Here is a 14327-nt window from a genome sequence, read left to right on the forward strand (position 1 = left end):
TCGACCTGGTCGACGACGGACAATTTAAAGGTCAGCGAGTAATCACGCTGACTGCGCCTTTTTCCTGCATTCATTACGCCCTCCTGAGATTGGGTCAGAAGGTGTAAACCTTATTCAGGACGAGACAAGGCGAAGACAAAAAGGGCGGCACCTGTGAGGGTGCCGCCCTTTTTTGTGTGAGCTGGAAATGCCGTTATGGGATAACGCATTCGCGAGCAAGCCCGCTGCCACATTTTGATCATATTTCAGCTGGAGATCAGTGGCGTTCCAGGGCGTTGACGAGGTCGTGGAACGCTTCGCGATTAGACTCGTTCAACCCCATCAGGATCTTGTGCGCTTCCAGCACCTTGATCCGCACGACTTCCTCGGACTGGTCCTGGGACGGCAGGTCGGTCAGGCATTCCGGGCAAGGGATTGGGCGGTCAACGATGTTGAACACCTGATCGAAACCCATGGACTGCAACAGACGGGTAATGTCTTCGTGGGTGGTGACGACCGTAGGCAACAGGCCGACCTTCTGCCGAGACAGAATGGACAGCTTGGCCAACAGCCCAAGGGTGGTGCTATCGATGCTGCGGGTTTCGGTCAGATCGATCACGATCGCCGAGAAATTCAACGCAGTGAAAATCCGCTCAATCGTCGCATCCAGCGCCGAACACAAGGTCAGGCGCACTTCACCGACAAACTTCAGGACGAAGGTCCCGTCTTGCTCGGCGAATTGGATTCTTCCGGTACTCATCAAAGATTCCTGCTCAACACCAATAGGGCGATATCATCCGGCATCTCCCCCAGCGTGGCCAATCCAAACACTTGCCGCAGGCCATCCAGGCTGCCGCCCGCCGACTTGACCTTTTGGGGCAAGGCGGCTTCTTTCTCCTTGAGTGTAGGCTCTGGAAGGAGGTCCAGGATGCCATCAGACATCAGCGTAAGGCTAAATGTCGGCGGCAGTTCCAGGATGTGGTCCTCGTAGGTCGCTTCATTAAACAAGCCTACGGGCAGACCACGGCCTTCCAGATAACGCACACTGTCTGGAGTGTATAAAACCGGCATCGGCAGGTGACCGCCGATGCTGTAGGTCAAAAGACCGGTTTCTTCATCAATAACGCCGCCGACCATCGTCACGTGCTTGCCCAGCTTGCAGCTGATCAGGCCTCGGTTGATGTGGCCAAGCACCTCGGAAGGGGTGAACTCCGGCAAGGTGCCATTGCGCTTGGATTCGAACAACAGCCGTGTCGTCATGAACTTCAACAACACCGTAACAAAAGCAGAAGACGCGCCATGGCCGGAAACATCGGCCAGGTAAAACGCAACACGCCGCTCATCGACACGGAAGTAGTCGACAAAATCACCCGACAAATACAGTGACGGGATGATCTGGTGCGCAAACTGGAACTCGTCGATGGTCCATGGGCTGACGGGTAGCATGTTCATCTGCACCTGGCGACCGGCGTTCTGGTCTTCCTGGAGCAGGTTCAGGCTGGCTTCAAGCTCACGGTTGGCGGTTTCAAGCTTTTCGCGGTAGCGCTGGTTTTCCAGCAGCAGACGTGCACGGTCCAGGGCACGGCGCACCGAGTGCTCCAGTACCGCCAGGTCTTCCAGGGGCTTGATCAGGTAATCCGCAGCGCCCAGGCGCAGGGCCTCGACGGCATCGTTCATCACCCCGGCACCGGACACGACAATCACCGGCGTCTGCGGAGCAAGCTCGGTCACCTGGCGAATCAGCTCCAGGCCGCCCATCTGGGGCATGCGCAGATCGCAGATCACGAGGTCGGGCTTGTCGCGCTCGAACACCTGGAGACCCTGTTGGCCGTTGCTGGCCTGCAGGACGCTGAAGCCACTGTCTTCCAAATAGGCCGCGAGACTCGCGCGCACTACTTCGTCGTCATCGATTATCAGCAGCGTGGCACTGGTTTTTTGCATGTGGGCAAACGGCGCCAGAATTAGGTTGGCGTAGGTGGCTCGACAATGGCCGGGCTCACGTACTGGATTCGCTTTCTAGCCTCTCTGTCCTACAAAGCACGGGCTTTTGGCCCACGCACAACTGTAAAGCAGAGGTGCCCTTCTAAGGCGCAGACGGTACTCCCATCCGTCAGGGGTTTCAAGCTCATGCCGATGGTCGCCGAGCGTCTTTACATCGCAAATCACCGGGAGTTATAAGAACACGCACGACCACAACACAAAGTAAGGATGGAACCCATGAGCGAACACGCGCGCGACTACGCCGAAAAACGCGATTTCATCCGTATGCGTGTAGATGCCGATGTATCTTTGATCCACGCAGGGCAGGAGATTGCCGCCGTTTGCGTGGACCTTTCCAGTTCCGGTATGCAGGTACAGGCACCCCGCCAGTTCAAGGTCGGTGACCGACTGAAGGTGCGCATCGACTCAGAGCACGCAGCCCTGAAAGGCCTGGAAGCCGACACCGAAGTGGTATGGGCAAAAACCACCGGAGAAGACCAGCACCTGGGCCTCAAGATCCTGAAAATGCACTGAAATTCGCGCACAAAAAAGGCGACCCCTGGGTCGCCTTTTTTCATTTCAAAACATCACAGCTTAGAAGTCGTCGACAACCTTGCCGTCCTTGACCTTGAACTCACGGTTCTGCAGGTAGGCGTTACGGATAAAGGTGTACTTGTCGCCGGTGATCAGCTTCTCGCTGTCGAGCAGGCTGGCACGGGTATCGACGATGTTCAGGCCGAAGGTGCTGTTGCGCCAGCCGATATCGTTCATGTAGCGGTACGGTTGGGTGTAGCTGTCCACGTATTTGGACGGCGCATCACGCAAGGTGCTTGGGCCCAGCAGTGGCAGCATCACGTAAGGACCGCTGCCGACGCCCCAGTAACCAAGCGTCTGGCCGAAGTCCTCATCGTTGCGATGCAGCCCCATTTTGGTGCCGACATCAATAAAGCCCAGCACGCCAAAGGTGGTGTTCAACAGCAGGCGAGCGGTGTCAACGCCAGCTGCGTGAGGCTTGAGCTGCAACACGTCGTTGGCAAAGTTGCCGACGTCGCCGATGTTGCGGAAGAAGTTGTGGATACCCGTTTGCACGAATTGTGGAGTGACAAACTGATAACCCTGGGCCAATGGCTTGAGCGCATAGGTATCAACGGTGTCGTTGAAGGTAAAGATCGGGCGGTTGACGCTTTCCCATGGATCATCTTCCGATGCAGCCTGGGCGGCGAACGGGGCCAGCAGAACAGTGGCACACACGGATAGCTGAGCGAAGTAGTGGCTCCAGCGCATAGCTTTTGCTCCTTGATTGATCTGTCATGGGCGCTATGCCCTGAATAAGGCCGTCAGTATATGACGGAAGTATGGATTTAGGCAGCAACCGGGAAACGTCATGCAGAAAATGCACAATTTCCCTACAAATAATGCCAATGTCATCGGCTTGTCATCCTGTCCCGATAGCGTCACAGCTATTTCAGGGATGTCGATATGCCCCACGCCGAGATTGCCACCGCCAGCGCGCCTGCCCTGACCGCTGTTCTGTTTGGCCTGAGTGGTTGCCTGGTGGATTTTGGTTCCCGGGCGCGCACTGATTCACCCTCCCCCAATTCCCTGGCAACCCCCGGCGCCCTGAAAATCCTGCGCAGCCTCAAGGAGCAAGGGGTTCCCTGCGCCTGGCTGGATGAGCTCCCCCCCTCGGTCACCACCCCGCTCGCCGCTGAGTTACCCGACTGGCTCAAGGCATCGTCACCCTCCTCGATTCGCTGGCCCGCCCCACACGCGTGCTGGCAGGCCTTGATGGAGCTGAACATCGAGCGCCTGGAAGGCTGTGTCTTGGTCAGCGGTGAGCCACGCTTGCTGCAATCTGCGCTCAATGCCGGGTTGTGGACCATTGGCCTGGCGTCCTGCGGCTCGCTGTGCGGCATGGCGCCCGAACCATGGCAGGCATTGAGCGAGCAAGAGCGCGAGTACAAGCGTGGCAAGGCCACCGTGGCGCTGTATGGGCTGGGCGTGCACTCCGTGATCGACCACCTCGGCGAGCTCGGCACCTGCCTGGCGGATATCAGCCTGCGCCAGCTCAAAGGCGAGAAGCCCTGATCGAGATCATGCACAGTTGGCGCAGGTGGATTAATCTACAGGCCAGCCCGTAGACCTTTCACGGCGTGCCGCGGTCTATGCCAGTGACTATCGATAAAAGGAAACACGTCATGCCTGATCGCAAAAAACTGGAAGAACAGGTCGAGATCCTGCGCGGGCAATTGGAACAGGATCCCCCGCTGTCGGAAGAAAAACGTGAAGCCCTCGAAGAACTGATTGCCAAATTCGAAGTGCAACTTGAATTGGAACCGGCCACTCAGACACCGAGTATTTCCGACGATGTGAACCAAGCCGCCATAGAGTTCGACGCTGAGCACCCGGTGATTTCCGGGACATTGCGCAACATCATGATCACCCTTGGCAATATCGGGATCTGACAGCAAAAAGCCCCGCAATCGCGGGGCTTTTCAATTTTACTGCCGTGCCAGACGCACGTTCTGGAACGCCACATCTTCGGTGCTGCGGTACGGGTTGATATCCAACCCGCCACGGCGCACATACCGCGCATACACCGTCAATTTCTCAGGCTTGAGCAAGCGCTGCAGGTCGAGAAAGATTCGCTCCACACACTGCTCATGGAAGTCCGAATGCTGGCGAAAGCTCACGATATATTCCAGCAGGCTCGCGTGATCCAGCGCTGATCCACGGTACTCCACCACCACACTGCCCCAATCGGGCTGGCTGGTGACCGGGCAGTTGGATTTGAGCAGATGGCTGTGCACGCTCTCCTCGACAATGCACGAATCATCGCAGCGCAGTAGTTCCGGACGCGGGTGCTCATAGCTGCTGACATTGATGTCTAGGTCATCAATGCACACGCCGGGCAACGCCATCACCCCTTCGGCCTCGATTTCGGCCAGTTGGCGAATGCGCACGAGCACAGGCTTGCCGGCAGCGGCACTCAGGTCGGTGCGCAGGGTGGCTTCCAGGCTTGCCGTATCGACAAACGCAGTTTGGTTCAGCGAATTGAGGTACAGCTTGAAGGACTTGGACTCGATGATGTTCGGCGAGTCCGCCGGGATGCTGAACTCACCAATGGCCACCACCGGCTTGCCCGAAGGCAGCAGCCAGGACAGTTCGAAGCAGTTCCAGAAATCCACGCCTTTGTAGGGCAAGGTCTCGGCGCTCAGGCCCAGCTCGGCCCACTTGGCGGCACGCGGAATCGGGAACAGCAACGAAGGTGTGTAGGTGGAGATGTATTCACTGGACTTGCCCAGCGGCGAATGTTCGGCTGCGGGATGCATGGCGGAAACCTGGCTAAATAAACCGCGCCAGTCTACCAGCCTTTGCGCCCGCGCCTAAGCAACACCGGATCAATCGACGTTGAGCTTGCCGACCATGCCCGCCTGGTAATGCCCTGGAAGGTTACAGGCAAACTCAAGGCCCGTGGCCTTGGTGAAGGTCCAGGTCAGTTCGGCGGTTTTACCGGGCTCGACCAACACGCTGTTGGGATCATCATGCTTCATCGCGCCATGGCCCATTGCAGCATGGTCCATCTTGCCCATCCCGGTGGCAGTGAGCATGCCGCTGGCTTGCATTTGCAACATTTCCTTCTGGTGTTCGGCATGCATCGCCGCATCGCCCAGGTTGAATTCGTGGAGCAACTGGCCCTTGTTGACGAGCACGAAGCGCACCGTCTCACCGGCTTTTACATCCAGAGACTTGGGCGAAAAGGAAATATCCTGCAGTGTCACTTCCATGGTGCGCGTCGCCTCGGTCGCCGCCGCTGCATGGCCAAACGCGTAGGTATGGGACGCATCCGCCATTGCATCAACACTCAACGCCAACAGGCAACCCGCCAACAACAGGGGTGTACGCAACGCCATCGCTATCTCTCCAAAAGTGTGTGACTCGCTTGAAGGGCACTCTAAGATTGCGCCGCTGCCAGCCAGCTGACTGCTAGATTACAACTTTGTCAGGTTGCGCCCTTACCCTGTAACCCACGGTATAAAGCCCGTCGCGCACCGCTACCAAGAGCCGCCCATGAAACTGCTGATCGTCGAAGACCAACCAAAAACCGGCCACTACCTGCGCCAAGGCCTGGCCGAGGCTGGTTTTACCACCGAACTGGTAGCCGATGGCACCACCGGCCAGCACCTCGCCTTGACCGGCGACTACGACCTGCTGATTCTCGACGTGATGCTACCTGGCCGCGATGGCTGGCAAATCCTGCAGGCGGTGCGCAGCGCCGGGCAAGAGACCCCAGTGTTATTCCTCACCGCCCGTGATGCAGTAGAAGACCGCGTGCACGGCCTGGAACTGGGCGCCGACGACTACCTGGTCAAACCCTTCGCTTTCTCCGAACTGCTCGCCCGTGTACGCAGCCTTTTGCGTCGAGGCGGCAGCACGCCCCAGGAAACCGCCCTGCAGCTGGCCGACCTGCGCCTGGACCTGATTCGCCGCCGCGTCGAACGGGACGGCCAACGCATCGACCTCACCGCCAAGGAGTTCTCCCTGCTGGAGTTGCTGCTGCGTCGCCAAGGCGAAGTGCTGCCCAAATCGCTGATCGCCTCCCAGGTCTGGGACATGAATTTCGACAGCGACACCAACATCATCGAAGTGGCGATTCGCCGGCTGCGACTGAAAGTCGACGACAACTTCCCCAACAAGCTGATCCACACCGTGCGCGGTATGGGTTACGTGCTGGAGGAACGCTTCAATTGATCAAGCGCCTGTCCCTGGCCAGCCGCCTGGCATTGCTGTTCGCGGCGTGTACCGCCGTGGTGTCGCTGCTGGCCGGCGTGTTGTTCAACCATGCCAGCGAAGCGCACTTTATCGAGCTGGATCAGCAGTTGCTCGACAGCAAATTAGTGGCCCTGCGCAGCACACTGCAGGGCGTCGACACGCCGCAGCAATTCAGCCAGAAGGAAGCGCAACTGCGCGCCGAACTCAGCCGCCAACCCGATCTCGCTCTGCGCATCAGCGCTGCCGACCAGCTTTGGTTTGACGGCGCACCAGGCGTCACGCTGCCAGCGTCGCCCGGCCTGCATCGCCTGCACAACGCAGGTACCGACTACCGCGTCTACAACGTGCCGCTGATGCCGGGTCAGCCGAACTCCCCGCAACTGAGCCTGATGCTCGACATCACCCACCACCAACACTTCCTGCAACGCATGCAGCACCTCATCTGGCTCACCGTCGGCCTATCTGCCCTGGCCACGGCGCTGCTCGGCGCCTGGGCGGCGCGCAGTGGGCTGCGGCCCTTGCGGCGCATGGGCGAAGTGGCCGCAGGCGTGTCTGCCCACTCCCTGACTCAACGCCTGCCCCAGCAGCACATGCCGGCGGAGCTGGCCGATCTGGCCCAGGCCTTCAACGCCATGCTGGGCCGTCTGGACGACGCGTTCCAGCGCCTCTCGGCGTTCTCTGCCGACATCGCCCACGAGCTGCGCACCCCGCTGTCGAACCTGCTGACTCAGACCCAGGTCACCCTCACCCAGCCCCGGCCGCTGGAAGATTATCGCGAGGCGTTGCACAGCAACCTGGAAGAGCTGCAATGGATGGCCCAATTGGTCAACGACATGTTGTATCTGGCCAAGGCCGACCACGGCTTGTTGGTGCCCAAGCGCGAAACGTTGGTGCTGGAGGATGAAGTCGACGCGTTACTGGAGTTCTTCACGCTGCTGGCGGAGGACGCACACGTCAATCTGGTCCGCGAAGGCACTGCCCGTACGACGGGCGATCGCGGGATGTTGCGCCGGGCCTTGTCAAACTTGCTGGATAACGCGCTGCGGTTTACCCCTCAGGGTGGCGAGGTGCGTGTACGCATCGAAGATGGGGTGAGACTTTCCGTCGAGAACACCGGAGAAGGCATTCCAGCGGCGTTGCTGCCGAGGTTGTTTGATCGGTTCTACCGCGCAGACCCGGCGCGCCATGAGGGTAGCAGTGAGCATGCAGGATTGGGGCTGGCGATTACCCAGTCGATTGTGCGGGCGCATGGGGGGAGGATTTGTTGTGAGTCCGGGGCCGGGTGGACACGGTTTTTGATCGAGTTGCCCAAGATAGATTGATGCGAGATGTACCGGCCCTATCGCAGGCAAGCCAGCTCCCACATTTTGATTTGTGAATACATTCAAATGTGGGAGCTGGCTTGCCTGCGATAGCGGTCTAGAGCTTACGAATATCTCAGCGCATGCGCCGGCTCAATCTTCGCAGCCCGATACGCCGGATACAGCGTCGCCAAAAAGCTCAGCACAAACCCCGCCGTGCAAATCAGCACCACATCCCCACCTTGCAGCTCCGAAGGCAAGTTGCTGACGAAGTACACATCCGAACTGAATATGTGCTGCCCGGTCACTCGCTCCATCCAGCCCACCAGTTCACTCACGTTCAGCGCCGCAATCACGCCCAGTACGCCGCCGATCAAGGTGCCGACAATACCGATCACCGTGCCCTGCACCATGAAGATCGCCATGATCTGCCGTGGCGTGGCGCCGATGGTGCGCAGGATCGCGATGTCCGCGCCTTTGTCGTTCACCACCATGATCAGGGTGGCAATGATGTTGAACGCGGCGACGGCGACGATCATCAGCAACAGCAGGCCGATCATGGTCTTTTCCATCTTCATCGCGCTGAACAGGCTGCCTTGGGTGTGGGTCCAGTCATCCGCCTTGTAGGCCGCGCCCAGGCTGGCGGCGATGTCCGCCGACACCTTGGGTGCCGCGTACAGGTCTTTCACCGCCAGGCGCACGCTTTGCACCTGGTTTGGCTGCCAGTGCTGGATCTCTGCGGCGTCGGCCATGTTGATCAGGGCCATGGAGCCATCCAGCTCGGCGCCCACCTTGAAGATGCCGACTACATTCAAACGCTGCATGCGCGGCGTGATTCCGCCGGGTGCGCTGCTGATTTCCGGCACGATCAGGGTCAACTTGTCGCCCACGTTCAGGCGAAAACGCCGCGCGGTGATTTCACCCACCACCACACCGAACTCGCCGGGTTTCAGGTCTTCGAGCTTACCCTGCACGATATGCTGGGCCACGATGGACACCTTGCCTTCCTGGGCCGGGTCGACGCCGCTGATCTCGATCGGCTGCATCGCGCCTTTGTAGGAGAACATGCCGTCCATCTGTGTGAAGGGTACTGCGGCAGTCACCTCAGGGTTCTTCATCGCGGCGGCGGCCACTGGTTGCCAATCGTCAATCGGGTTCACGCCAACGATGGTAGCGTGAGGCACCATGCCGAGGATGCGCGAGCTCATTTCACGCTGGAAGCCGTTCATCACCGACAACACCACGATCATCGCCAATACGCCCAGGGCGAGGCCGATCATCGAGGTCATCGAGATAAACGAAACAAAACGGTTGCGGCGCTTGGCGCGGGTATAGCGCGTGCCGATGAAAATCGATAACGGTCTGAACATTCGCGGGCACCGTTGGAAAAATAGAAAACCCGGTGTCAGGCACCGGGCTTGAAACAGGTCAGATGGCGACCAGATGACCTTCCTGCAGGTGCAACACGCGGTCCATCTGGCGGGCCATGCTCATGTCATGGGTCACCACCAGGAACGCGGTGCGCATCTGGGTGCTCAGTTCCAGCATCAAGTCCTTGATGCCCTGGGCGGTATGGGAGTCCAGGTTGCCAGTAGGCTCGTCGAGCATCACCAGGCCTGGGTTGTTCACCAGGGCACGGGCGATGGCCACGCGCTGGCGCTCGCCGCCGGACAATTCAGCCGGCTTGTGCTCCAGGCGATGGCCCAGGCCGACGCGCTCCAGCAGCGCCTTGGCGCGCTGGCGGGCTTCCGGGATGGCGGTCTTGCCGATCAGCAGCGGCATGCACACGTTTTCCAGGGCGGTGAATTCCGGCAGCAAGTGGTGGAACTGGTACACAAAGCCGAGCGAGCGGTTGCGCAGTTGGCCACGGGCCTTTTCACCGAGGGCCGACAGTTCTTCGCCCGCCAGCCACACGCTGCCCTTGGACGGCGTATCGAGCCCGCCCAACAGGTTCAGCAAGGTACTTTTGCCCGAACCGGAGCTGCCGACAATCGCCACGCGCTCACCAGGATGCAGTTCCAATTGCAGGTTTGACAGCACCACCACCGACTCCGGGCCTTCCTCGTAGGATTTGCCCAGGTCGCGGCAGCTCAAGATTGCTTTTTCACTCATGCCCGATTCACTCATAACGTAAGGCCTGTGCTGGCTGGGTACGTGCCGCGCGCCAGGCTGGATACAGGGTGGCAAGGAAACTCAGGACCAACGCAGCACCGCCCACCATCAACACATCCTGGGCCTGCACCTGGGACGGCAAGTAGTCGATGAAGTAGACGTCGGCGTTGAGGAACTTGTGGCCGATCAGGGTTTCGAGGCCGGCGATGGCGGCGCTGACGTTCAACGCGGCCAGAATGCCCACGGCGGTGCCGATCAAGGTACCGACCACGCCGATCACGGTGCCCTGCACCATGAAGATCGCCATGATCTGCCCCGGCGTAGCGCCAAGGGTACGCAAAATCGCGATGTCGCCCTTCTTGTCGTTCACCACCATCACCAGGGTGGAGATGATATTGAACGCCGCCACGGCAACGATCAGCAGCAACAGCAGGCCGATCATGGCTTTTTCCATGCGGATGGCCTGGTACAGGTTGCCGTGGGTTCGGGTCCAGTCGCGGGCGTAGTACTGGCTGTCGCCCAGGTGCTGGGCGATTTCCCAAGACGTGCGCGGGGCATCGAACAGGTCGCTGAACTTGAGGCGCAGGCCCTGCACCTGGTCCGGCTGCCAGCGATGCAGGCGCGCCAGGTCGGTGAGGTTGGTCAGGCCCAGGTAGCCATCGATCTCGCCAGCGCCCACGTGGAAGGTACCGACCACGGTGAAGCGCTTCATGCGCGGGAACATGCCGGCCGGGGTCACGGTGACTTCCGGGGCGACGAAGGTCAGTTTGTCGCCCAGGCCCACACCGAGCTTGGCCGCCGCCTTGTCACCGATCACGATGCCGAACTCGCCAGGCGCCAGGTCATCGAGTTTGCCCGACAACATGAACTTGTCGATGATCGAGACCTTGCGCTCCTGGGCCGGATCTATGGCATTGAGCAGGATCTTCTGCACCTTGCCGTCATTGGTCAACAACCCCTGCATCTGGGTGAACGGCGCAACGGCCACCACCTTGGGGTTCTGCTTGACCTTGTCGGCCAGGCTTTGCCAGTCACTGATCGGCGAATCGCCTTCAATGGTCGCGTGGGGCACCATGCCCAGCACGCGGGTACGCATCTCATGATCGAAGCCGTTCATCACCGACAGCACCACGATCATCACGACTACGCCCAAGGCGAGCCCGATCATCGAGGTCAAGGAAATGAACGACACAAAATGATTGCGACGCTTTGCACGGGTATAACGCGTGCCGATAAATACGAAGAGAGGTCTGAACATGTCGGGGCTTGTTCGGAGGAAAAGAAGACGTCCCGGTGGCGGGGTCTGGTAAGCAGCTTTACACTCTGACCATTACCGCTAGCTGGGGTTCGCCATGTCGACATTAGATGAAGAAGAACGCCGCGAATACTACCGTATCGACGACATGATCGCACTTCAAATCAAAAGCCTCTCCGCCCCGGAAGCGGCGAGCAAGGAAGTGTTGCTGGATGATTCTCCACTGTTCAATCTGCTCAGCGAATTGCACCTGAGCGAATTCGAAGCCCAGCACCTGTTGCGCCAGATCAGCGAGAAAGATCGCAGCCTGGCCGCCTTCCTCAAAGTCCAGAACAAACGCCTGGATCTGCTCAGCCAGGTCATGGCGCAAAGCCTGCGCGATGAGGTCGGCGCCCCGCAGCCGGTGATCATTTCCGAAGGCGGCATCGACTTCCAGCATCCCACGCCCCTCGCCCCCGGTGCGCACCTGGCCATCAAGCTGGTGCTGATGCCCCAGGCGCTCGGCCTGTTGCTGCGCGCGCGGGTCACCCATTGCGACCCCAAGGGCGGTGGTTTTGACGTGGGCACGGAATTCGAATCCATGACCGACGCCCAGCGCCAGCTGCTCGCGCGCTACATCCTGCAGAAACAAGCCCAGGAACGCCGCCTGGCGCGGGAACAAAGCGACGCACAAGACACCTGAATACGTATTCACCCCGCCAGACAAGCTGGCGCATAGGAGCAACTGTGACCCTGATCTACGGCCACCGCGGTGCCAAAGGCGAAGCACCGGAAAACACCCTCACCAGCTTTCAGGAATGCCTCAAGCACGGCGTACGCCGCTGCGAACTGGATTTGCACCTGTCCATGGACGGTGAGTTGATGGTCATCCACGACCCCACCCTCAAGCGCACCACCGACCGACGCGGCAAGGTCGTCGAGTATTCGGCAGCAGACCTGGTGAAGATGGACGCGCGCAAAGGCGGCCCGGGCTGGGTCAAGCCCTGCCCGATCCCACGCTTGGAAGAATTGTTCGAACAGTGCGATTTCGATCACTGGCAACTGGAAGTCAAAAGCGCTTCGCGCACCCGCGCTGCGACCACCGTGCTCGCAATTCGAGAAATGGCCGTACGCCACGGCCTGATGGACAAGGTCACCGTGACGTCGAGTTCGCGGGAAGTGCTGAAGGCGGCGGTTGAACTCACTCCCGACCTGTCACGCGGGCTGGTGGCCGAATACGCCTGGCTCGACCCACTGAAGGTCGCGCAAAACTATGGCTGTGAGATTCTGGCGTTGAACTGGACGTTGTGCACCCCTGAGCGTCTGGAAAAAGCCCAGCGCCAGGGCCTGCACGTGTCCGTGTGGACCGTCAACGAACCTGCGCTGATGCGCAGGCTCGCCGACTTCGGCGTAGATAGCCTGATTACAGACTTTCCCGGTTTGGCCACTGCCACTCTCGAGAATTACTGAAATCGGTCTCCCCGGCCGGCTCAGGCCACCGGCCGGAGCCGCTCAAAAAAGCCGGTTGAGGCCGTCGTAGGCCGCTACCCGATAGGCTTCTGCCATGGTCGGGTAGTTGAACGTGGTGTTGACGAAATACTTGAGGGTATTTTGCTCACCCGGCTGGTTCATGATGGCCTGGCCGATGTGCACGATTTCCGACGCCTGATAGCCGAAGCAATGCACGCCGAGCACTTCCAGGGTTTCACGGTGGAACAGGATCTTCAGCATGCCTTGCGGCTCACCGGCGATCTGCGCACGCGCCATGCTCTTGAAGAACGCCTTGCCCACTTCATAAGGCACCTTGGCCTTGGTCAGTTCGTGCTCGTTCTTGCCGATCGAGCTGATCTCGGGAATCGTGTAGATCCCGGTCGGCACGTCGTTCACATAACGCCAGCTGCCATTGTCGACGATGCTGCCAGCGGCCGAGCGGCCCTGGTCATGGGCGGCACTGGCCAGGCTTGGCCAGCCGATCACGTCACCGGCGCCGTAGATGTTCGGCACGCAGGTGCGGTAGTTCTCGTCCACCTCGATCTGGCCACGGCTGTTGACCTTGACCCCGATGTTTTCCATGCCCAGCTTGTCGGTGTTGCCGGTACGGCCATTGCACCACAGCAAGGCGTCGGCCTTGATCTTCTTGCCGGACTTGAGGTGCAGGATCACCCCGTTGTCCAGGCCTTCGACCCGCTCATACTCTTCGTTATGGCGCACGGTGATGTTGTTGTTGCTGAAGTGGTAGCTCAACGCCTGGGAAATTTCCGAGTCGAGGAAGCTCAGCAATTGGTCGCGGTTGTCTACCAGCTCTACCAGTACACCCAGGCCGCTGAAGATCGAGGCGTATTCGCAACCGATTACACCAGCGCCGTAGATGATCAGTTTGCGCGGGGTATGGCCCAGGCTCAGGATAGTGTCGCTATCGTAGATACGCGGGTGGTGGAAATCGATATCGGCCGGGCGATAAGGGCGCGAACCGGTGGCGATGATGATGTGCTTGGCCACCAACTTCTCGACCACGCCGTTGGAGCAGACCACTTCGATGGTTTGCTCGTCGGCGAAGCTGCCGGTGCCGAAGAACAGGTCGACACGGTTACGGGCGTAGTAACCGGTGCGCGAGGCCACTTGCTTGGAGATGACTTTCTCGGCGCTTTTGAGCACGTCCGGGAACGAGAACCAGCGCGGCTCACCAATGGCCCGGAACATCGGGTTGGTGTTGAACTGCATGATCTGGCGCACCGAGTGACGCAAGGCCTTGGACGGGATGGTACCCAGGTGGGTGCAGTTGCCGCCGACCTGGCGACGGCTATCGACCATCGCCACCTTGCGCCCCGCTTTGGCGGCGTTCATCGCCGCACCTTCTCCAGCCGGGCCGGAACCCAGTACCACCACGTCGTAGTTGTAGACAGCCATGCGTACTCCTCAGAACAGGCCAGGCGTACGGTTGGACGCCG

The 14327-nt window shown here is 59.8% G+C and carries 16 protein-coding genes; 7 read left to right on the plus strand and 9 right to left on the minus strand.

Going from position 1 to position 14327, the window contains the following annotated elements:
* Nucleotides 1–256: 256 nt before the first annotated feature.
* Nucleotides 257–739 (minus strand): anti-sigma factor antagonist RssC, encoded by a 483-nt coding sequence (gene rssC / locus CFE47_RS29165; protein WP_010566476.1) that lies wholly within the window; start codon nucleotides 737–739, stop codon nucleotides 257–259.
* A complete protein-coding gene (gene rssB / locus CFE47_RS29170) occupies nucleotides 739–1920 on the minus strand; it encodes a two-component system response regulator RssB (RefSeq protein WP_017737359.1) in 1182 nt (393 codons plus the stop codon). The genes rssC and rssB overlap by 1 nt, the downstream gene beginning before the upstream one ends.
* Before the next feature lie 276 nt (nucleotides 1921–2196).
* Between rssB and CFE47_RS29175 the strand changes: the two genes are divergently transcribed.
* Entirely contained in the window at nucleotides 2197–2493 is a 297-nt protein-coding gene (locus tag CFE47_RS29175; RefSeq protein WP_286842393.1) for a PilZ domain-containing protein, read from the plus strand.
* A 60-nt stretch (nucleotides 2494–2553) separates the two neighbouring features.
* Here CFE47_RS29175 and CFE47_RS29180 read toward each other — a convergent pair whose 3' ends face one another.
* Nucleotides 2554–3243 carry an MlaA family lipoprotein gene (locus CFE47_RS29180; protein WP_286842396.1) on the minus strand — a complete coding sequence of 230 codons (690 nt, stop codon included), beginning with the start codon at nucleotides 3241–3243 and terminating at the stop codon, nucleotides 2554–2556.
* Between the two features lie 195 nt (nucleotides 3244–3438).
* Here CFE47_RS29180 and pcrP point away from each other — a divergent pair, with 195 nt between their 5' ends.
* The gene (pcrP, locus tag CFE47_RS29185; RefSeq protein WP_286842398.1) at nucleotides 3439–4047 is read left to right on the plus strand and encodes an HAD superfamily inactivated hydrolase PcrP; all 609 of its coding nucleotides are present in this window, start codon (nucleotides 3439–3441) and stop codon (nucleotides 4045–4047) included.
* Between the two features lie 110 nt (nucleotides 4048–4157).
* Complete coding sequence (locus CFE47_RS29190; RefSeq protein ID WP_185709359.1) at nucleotides 4158–4424, plus strand: DUF4404 family protein; 267 nt, start codon at nucleotides 4158–4160, stop codon at nucleotides 4422–4424.
* A gap of 36 nt (nucleotides 4425–4460) precedes the next feature.
* Here CFE47_RS29190 and queF read toward each other — a convergent pair whose 3' ends face one another.
* Nucleotides 4461–5291 (minus strand): NADPH-dependent 7-cyano-7-deazaguanine reductase QueF, encoded by an 831-nt coding sequence (queF, locus tag CFE47_RS29195; RefSeq protein ID WP_286842400.1) that lies wholly within the window; start codon nucleotides 5289–5291, stop codon nucleotides 4461–4463.
* Nucleotides 5292–5360: 69 nt separating this feature from the next.
* Entirely contained in the window at nucleotides 5361–5873 is a 513-nt protein-coding gene (copI, locus tag CFE47_RS29200; protein ID WP_286842402.1) for a copper-resistant cuproprotein CopI, read from the minus strand.
* A gap of 157 nt (nucleotides 5874–6030) precedes the next feature.
* Here copI and CFE47_RS29205 point away from each other — a divergent pair, with 157 nt between their 5' ends.
* Nucleotides 6031–6711 carry a heavy metal response regulator transcription factor gene (locus tag CFE47_RS29205; RefSeq protein WP_185709362.1) on the plus strand — a complete coding sequence of 227 codons (681 nt, stop codon included), beginning with the start codon at nucleotides 6031–6033 and terminating at the stop codon, nucleotides 6709–6711.
* Nucleotides 6708–8054, plus strand: coding sequence for a heavy metal sensor histidine kinase (locus tag CFE47_RS29210; RefSeq protein WP_286842404.1), 1347 nt, complete (start codon nucleotides 6708–6710; stop codon nucleotides 8052–8054). Before CFE47_RS29205 ends, CFE47_RS29210 begins: the two co-directional genes overlap by 4 nt.
* Before the next feature lie 104 nt (nucleotides 8055–8158).
* Here the strand turns inward: CFE47_RS29210 and CFE47_RS29215 are convergent, their stop codons facing one another.
* Genes CFE47_RS29215 through CFE47_RS29225 form a run of 3 tightly spaced genes read right to left on the minus strand, consistent with a single transcriptional unit; the run spans nucleotide 8159 to nucleotide 11403 of the window.
* Nucleotides 8159–9403 (minus strand): lipoprotein-releasing ABC transporter permease subunit, encoded by a 1245-nt coding sequence (locus CFE47_RS29215; RefSeq protein WP_286842405.1) that lies wholly within the window; start codon nucleotides 9401–9403, stop codon nucleotides 8159–8161.
* 58 nt (nucleotides 9404–9461) lie between these two features.
* Nucleotides 9462–10145, minus strand: coding sequence for a lipoprotein-releasing ABC transporter ATP-binding protein LolD (gene lolD / locus CFE47_RS29220; protein ID WP_185709365.1), 684 nt, complete (start codon nucleotides 10143–10145; stop codon nucleotides 9462–9464).
* 7 nt (nucleotides 10146–10152) lie between these two features.
* Complete coding sequence (locus CFE47_RS29225; protein WP_185709366.1) at nucleotides 10153–11403, minus strand: lipoprotein-releasing ABC transporter permease subunit; 1251 nt, start codon at nucleotides 11401–11403, stop codon at nucleotides 10153–10155.
* A 94-nt stretch (nucleotides 11404–11497) separates the two neighbouring features.
* On the opposite strand from CFE47_RS29225, the gene CFE47_RS29230 reads away from it, so the two are divergent.
* Both CFE47_RS29230 and CFE47_RS29235 read left to right on the plus strand, forming a co-directional pair.
* On the plus strand, nucleotides 11498–12082 hold the full coding sequence (locus CFE47_RS29230; RefSeq protein ID WP_286842409.1) for a PilZ domain-containing protein: 585 nt from the start codon (nucleotides 11498–11500) through the stop codon (nucleotides 12080–12082).
* A gap of 44 nt (nucleotides 12083–12126) precedes the next feature.
* Nucleotides 12127–12849, plus strand: a complete 723-nt coding sequence (locus tag CFE47_RS29235) for a glycerophosphodiester phosphodiesterase (protein WP_017737347.1) — start codon at nucleotides 12127–12129, stop codon at nucleotides 12847–12849.
* 42 nt (nucleotides 12850–12891) lie between these two features.
* Here the strand turns inward: CFE47_RS29235 and sthA are convergent, their stop codons facing one another.
* Complete coding sequence (gene sthA / locus CFE47_RS29240; protein WP_017526644.1) at nucleotides 12892–14286, minus strand: Si-specific NAD(P)(+) transhydrogenase; 1395 nt, start codon at nucleotides 14284–14286, stop codon at nucleotides 12892–12894.
* Between the last annotated feature and the right edge of the window lie 41 nt (nucleotides 14287–14327).

The organism is Pseudomonas sp. PGPPP1, assembly GCF_002255865.1.
Classification (GTDB): domain Bacteria; phylum Pseudomonadota; class Gammaproteobacteria; order Pseudomonadales; family Pseudomonadaceae; genus Aquipseudomonas; species Aquipseudomonas cremoris.

Coding starts and splice junctions, on each gene's coding strand:
- lolD (WP_185709365.1), bottom strand. CDS start 10,145: ATGAGTGAAAAAGCAATCTTGAGCTGCCGCGACCTGGGCAAATCCTAC.
- sthA (WP_017526644.1), bottom strand. CDS start 14,286: ATGGCTGTCTACAACTACGACGTGGTGGTACTGGGTTCCGGCCCGGCT.
- pcrP (WP_286842398.1), top strand. CDS start 3,439: ATGCCCCACGCCGAGATTGCCACCGCCAGCGCGCCTGCCCTGACCGCT.
- copI (WP_286842402.1), bottom strand. CDS start 5,873: ATGGCGTTGCGTACACCCCTGTTGTTGGCGGGTTGCCTGTTGGCGTTG.
- CFE47_RS29180 (WP_286842396.1), bottom strand. CDS start 3,243: ATGCGCTGGAGCCACTACTTCGCTCAGCTATCCGTGTGTGCCACTGTT.
- CFE47_RS29175 (WP_286842393.1), top strand. CDS start 2,197: ATGAGCGAACACGCGCGCGACTACGCCGAAAAACGCGATTTCATCCGT.
- CFE47_RS29215 (WP_286842405.1), bottom strand. CDS start 9,403: ATGTTCAGACCGTTATCGATTTTCATCGGCACGCGCTATACCCGCGCC.
- rssC (WP_010566476.1), bottom strand. CDS start 739: ATGAGTACCGGAAGAATCCAATTCGCCGAGCAAGACGGGACCTTCGTC.
- rssB (WP_017737359.1), bottom strand. CDS start 1,920: ATGCAAAAAACCAGTGCCACGCTGCTGATAATCGATGACGACGAAGTA.
- CFE47_RS29225 (WP_185709366.1), bottom strand. CDS start 11,403: ATGTTCAGACCTCTCTTCGTATTTATCGGCACGCGTTATACCCGTGCA.
- queF (WP_286842400.1), bottom strand. CDS start 5,291: ATGCATCCCGCAGCCGAACATTCGCCGCTGGGCAAGTCCAGTGAATAC.
- CFE47_RS29230 (WP_286842409.1), top strand. CDS start 11,498: ATGTCGACATTAGATGAAGAAGAACGCCGCGAATACTACCGTATCGAC.
- CFE47_RS29205 (WP_185709362.1), top strand. CDS start 6,031: ATGAAACTGCTGATCGTCGAAGACCAACCAAAAACCGGCCACTACCTG.
- CFE47_RS29190 (WP_185709359.1), top strand. CDS start 4,158: ATGCCTGATCGCAAAAAACTGGAAGAACAGGTCGAGATCCTGCGCGGG.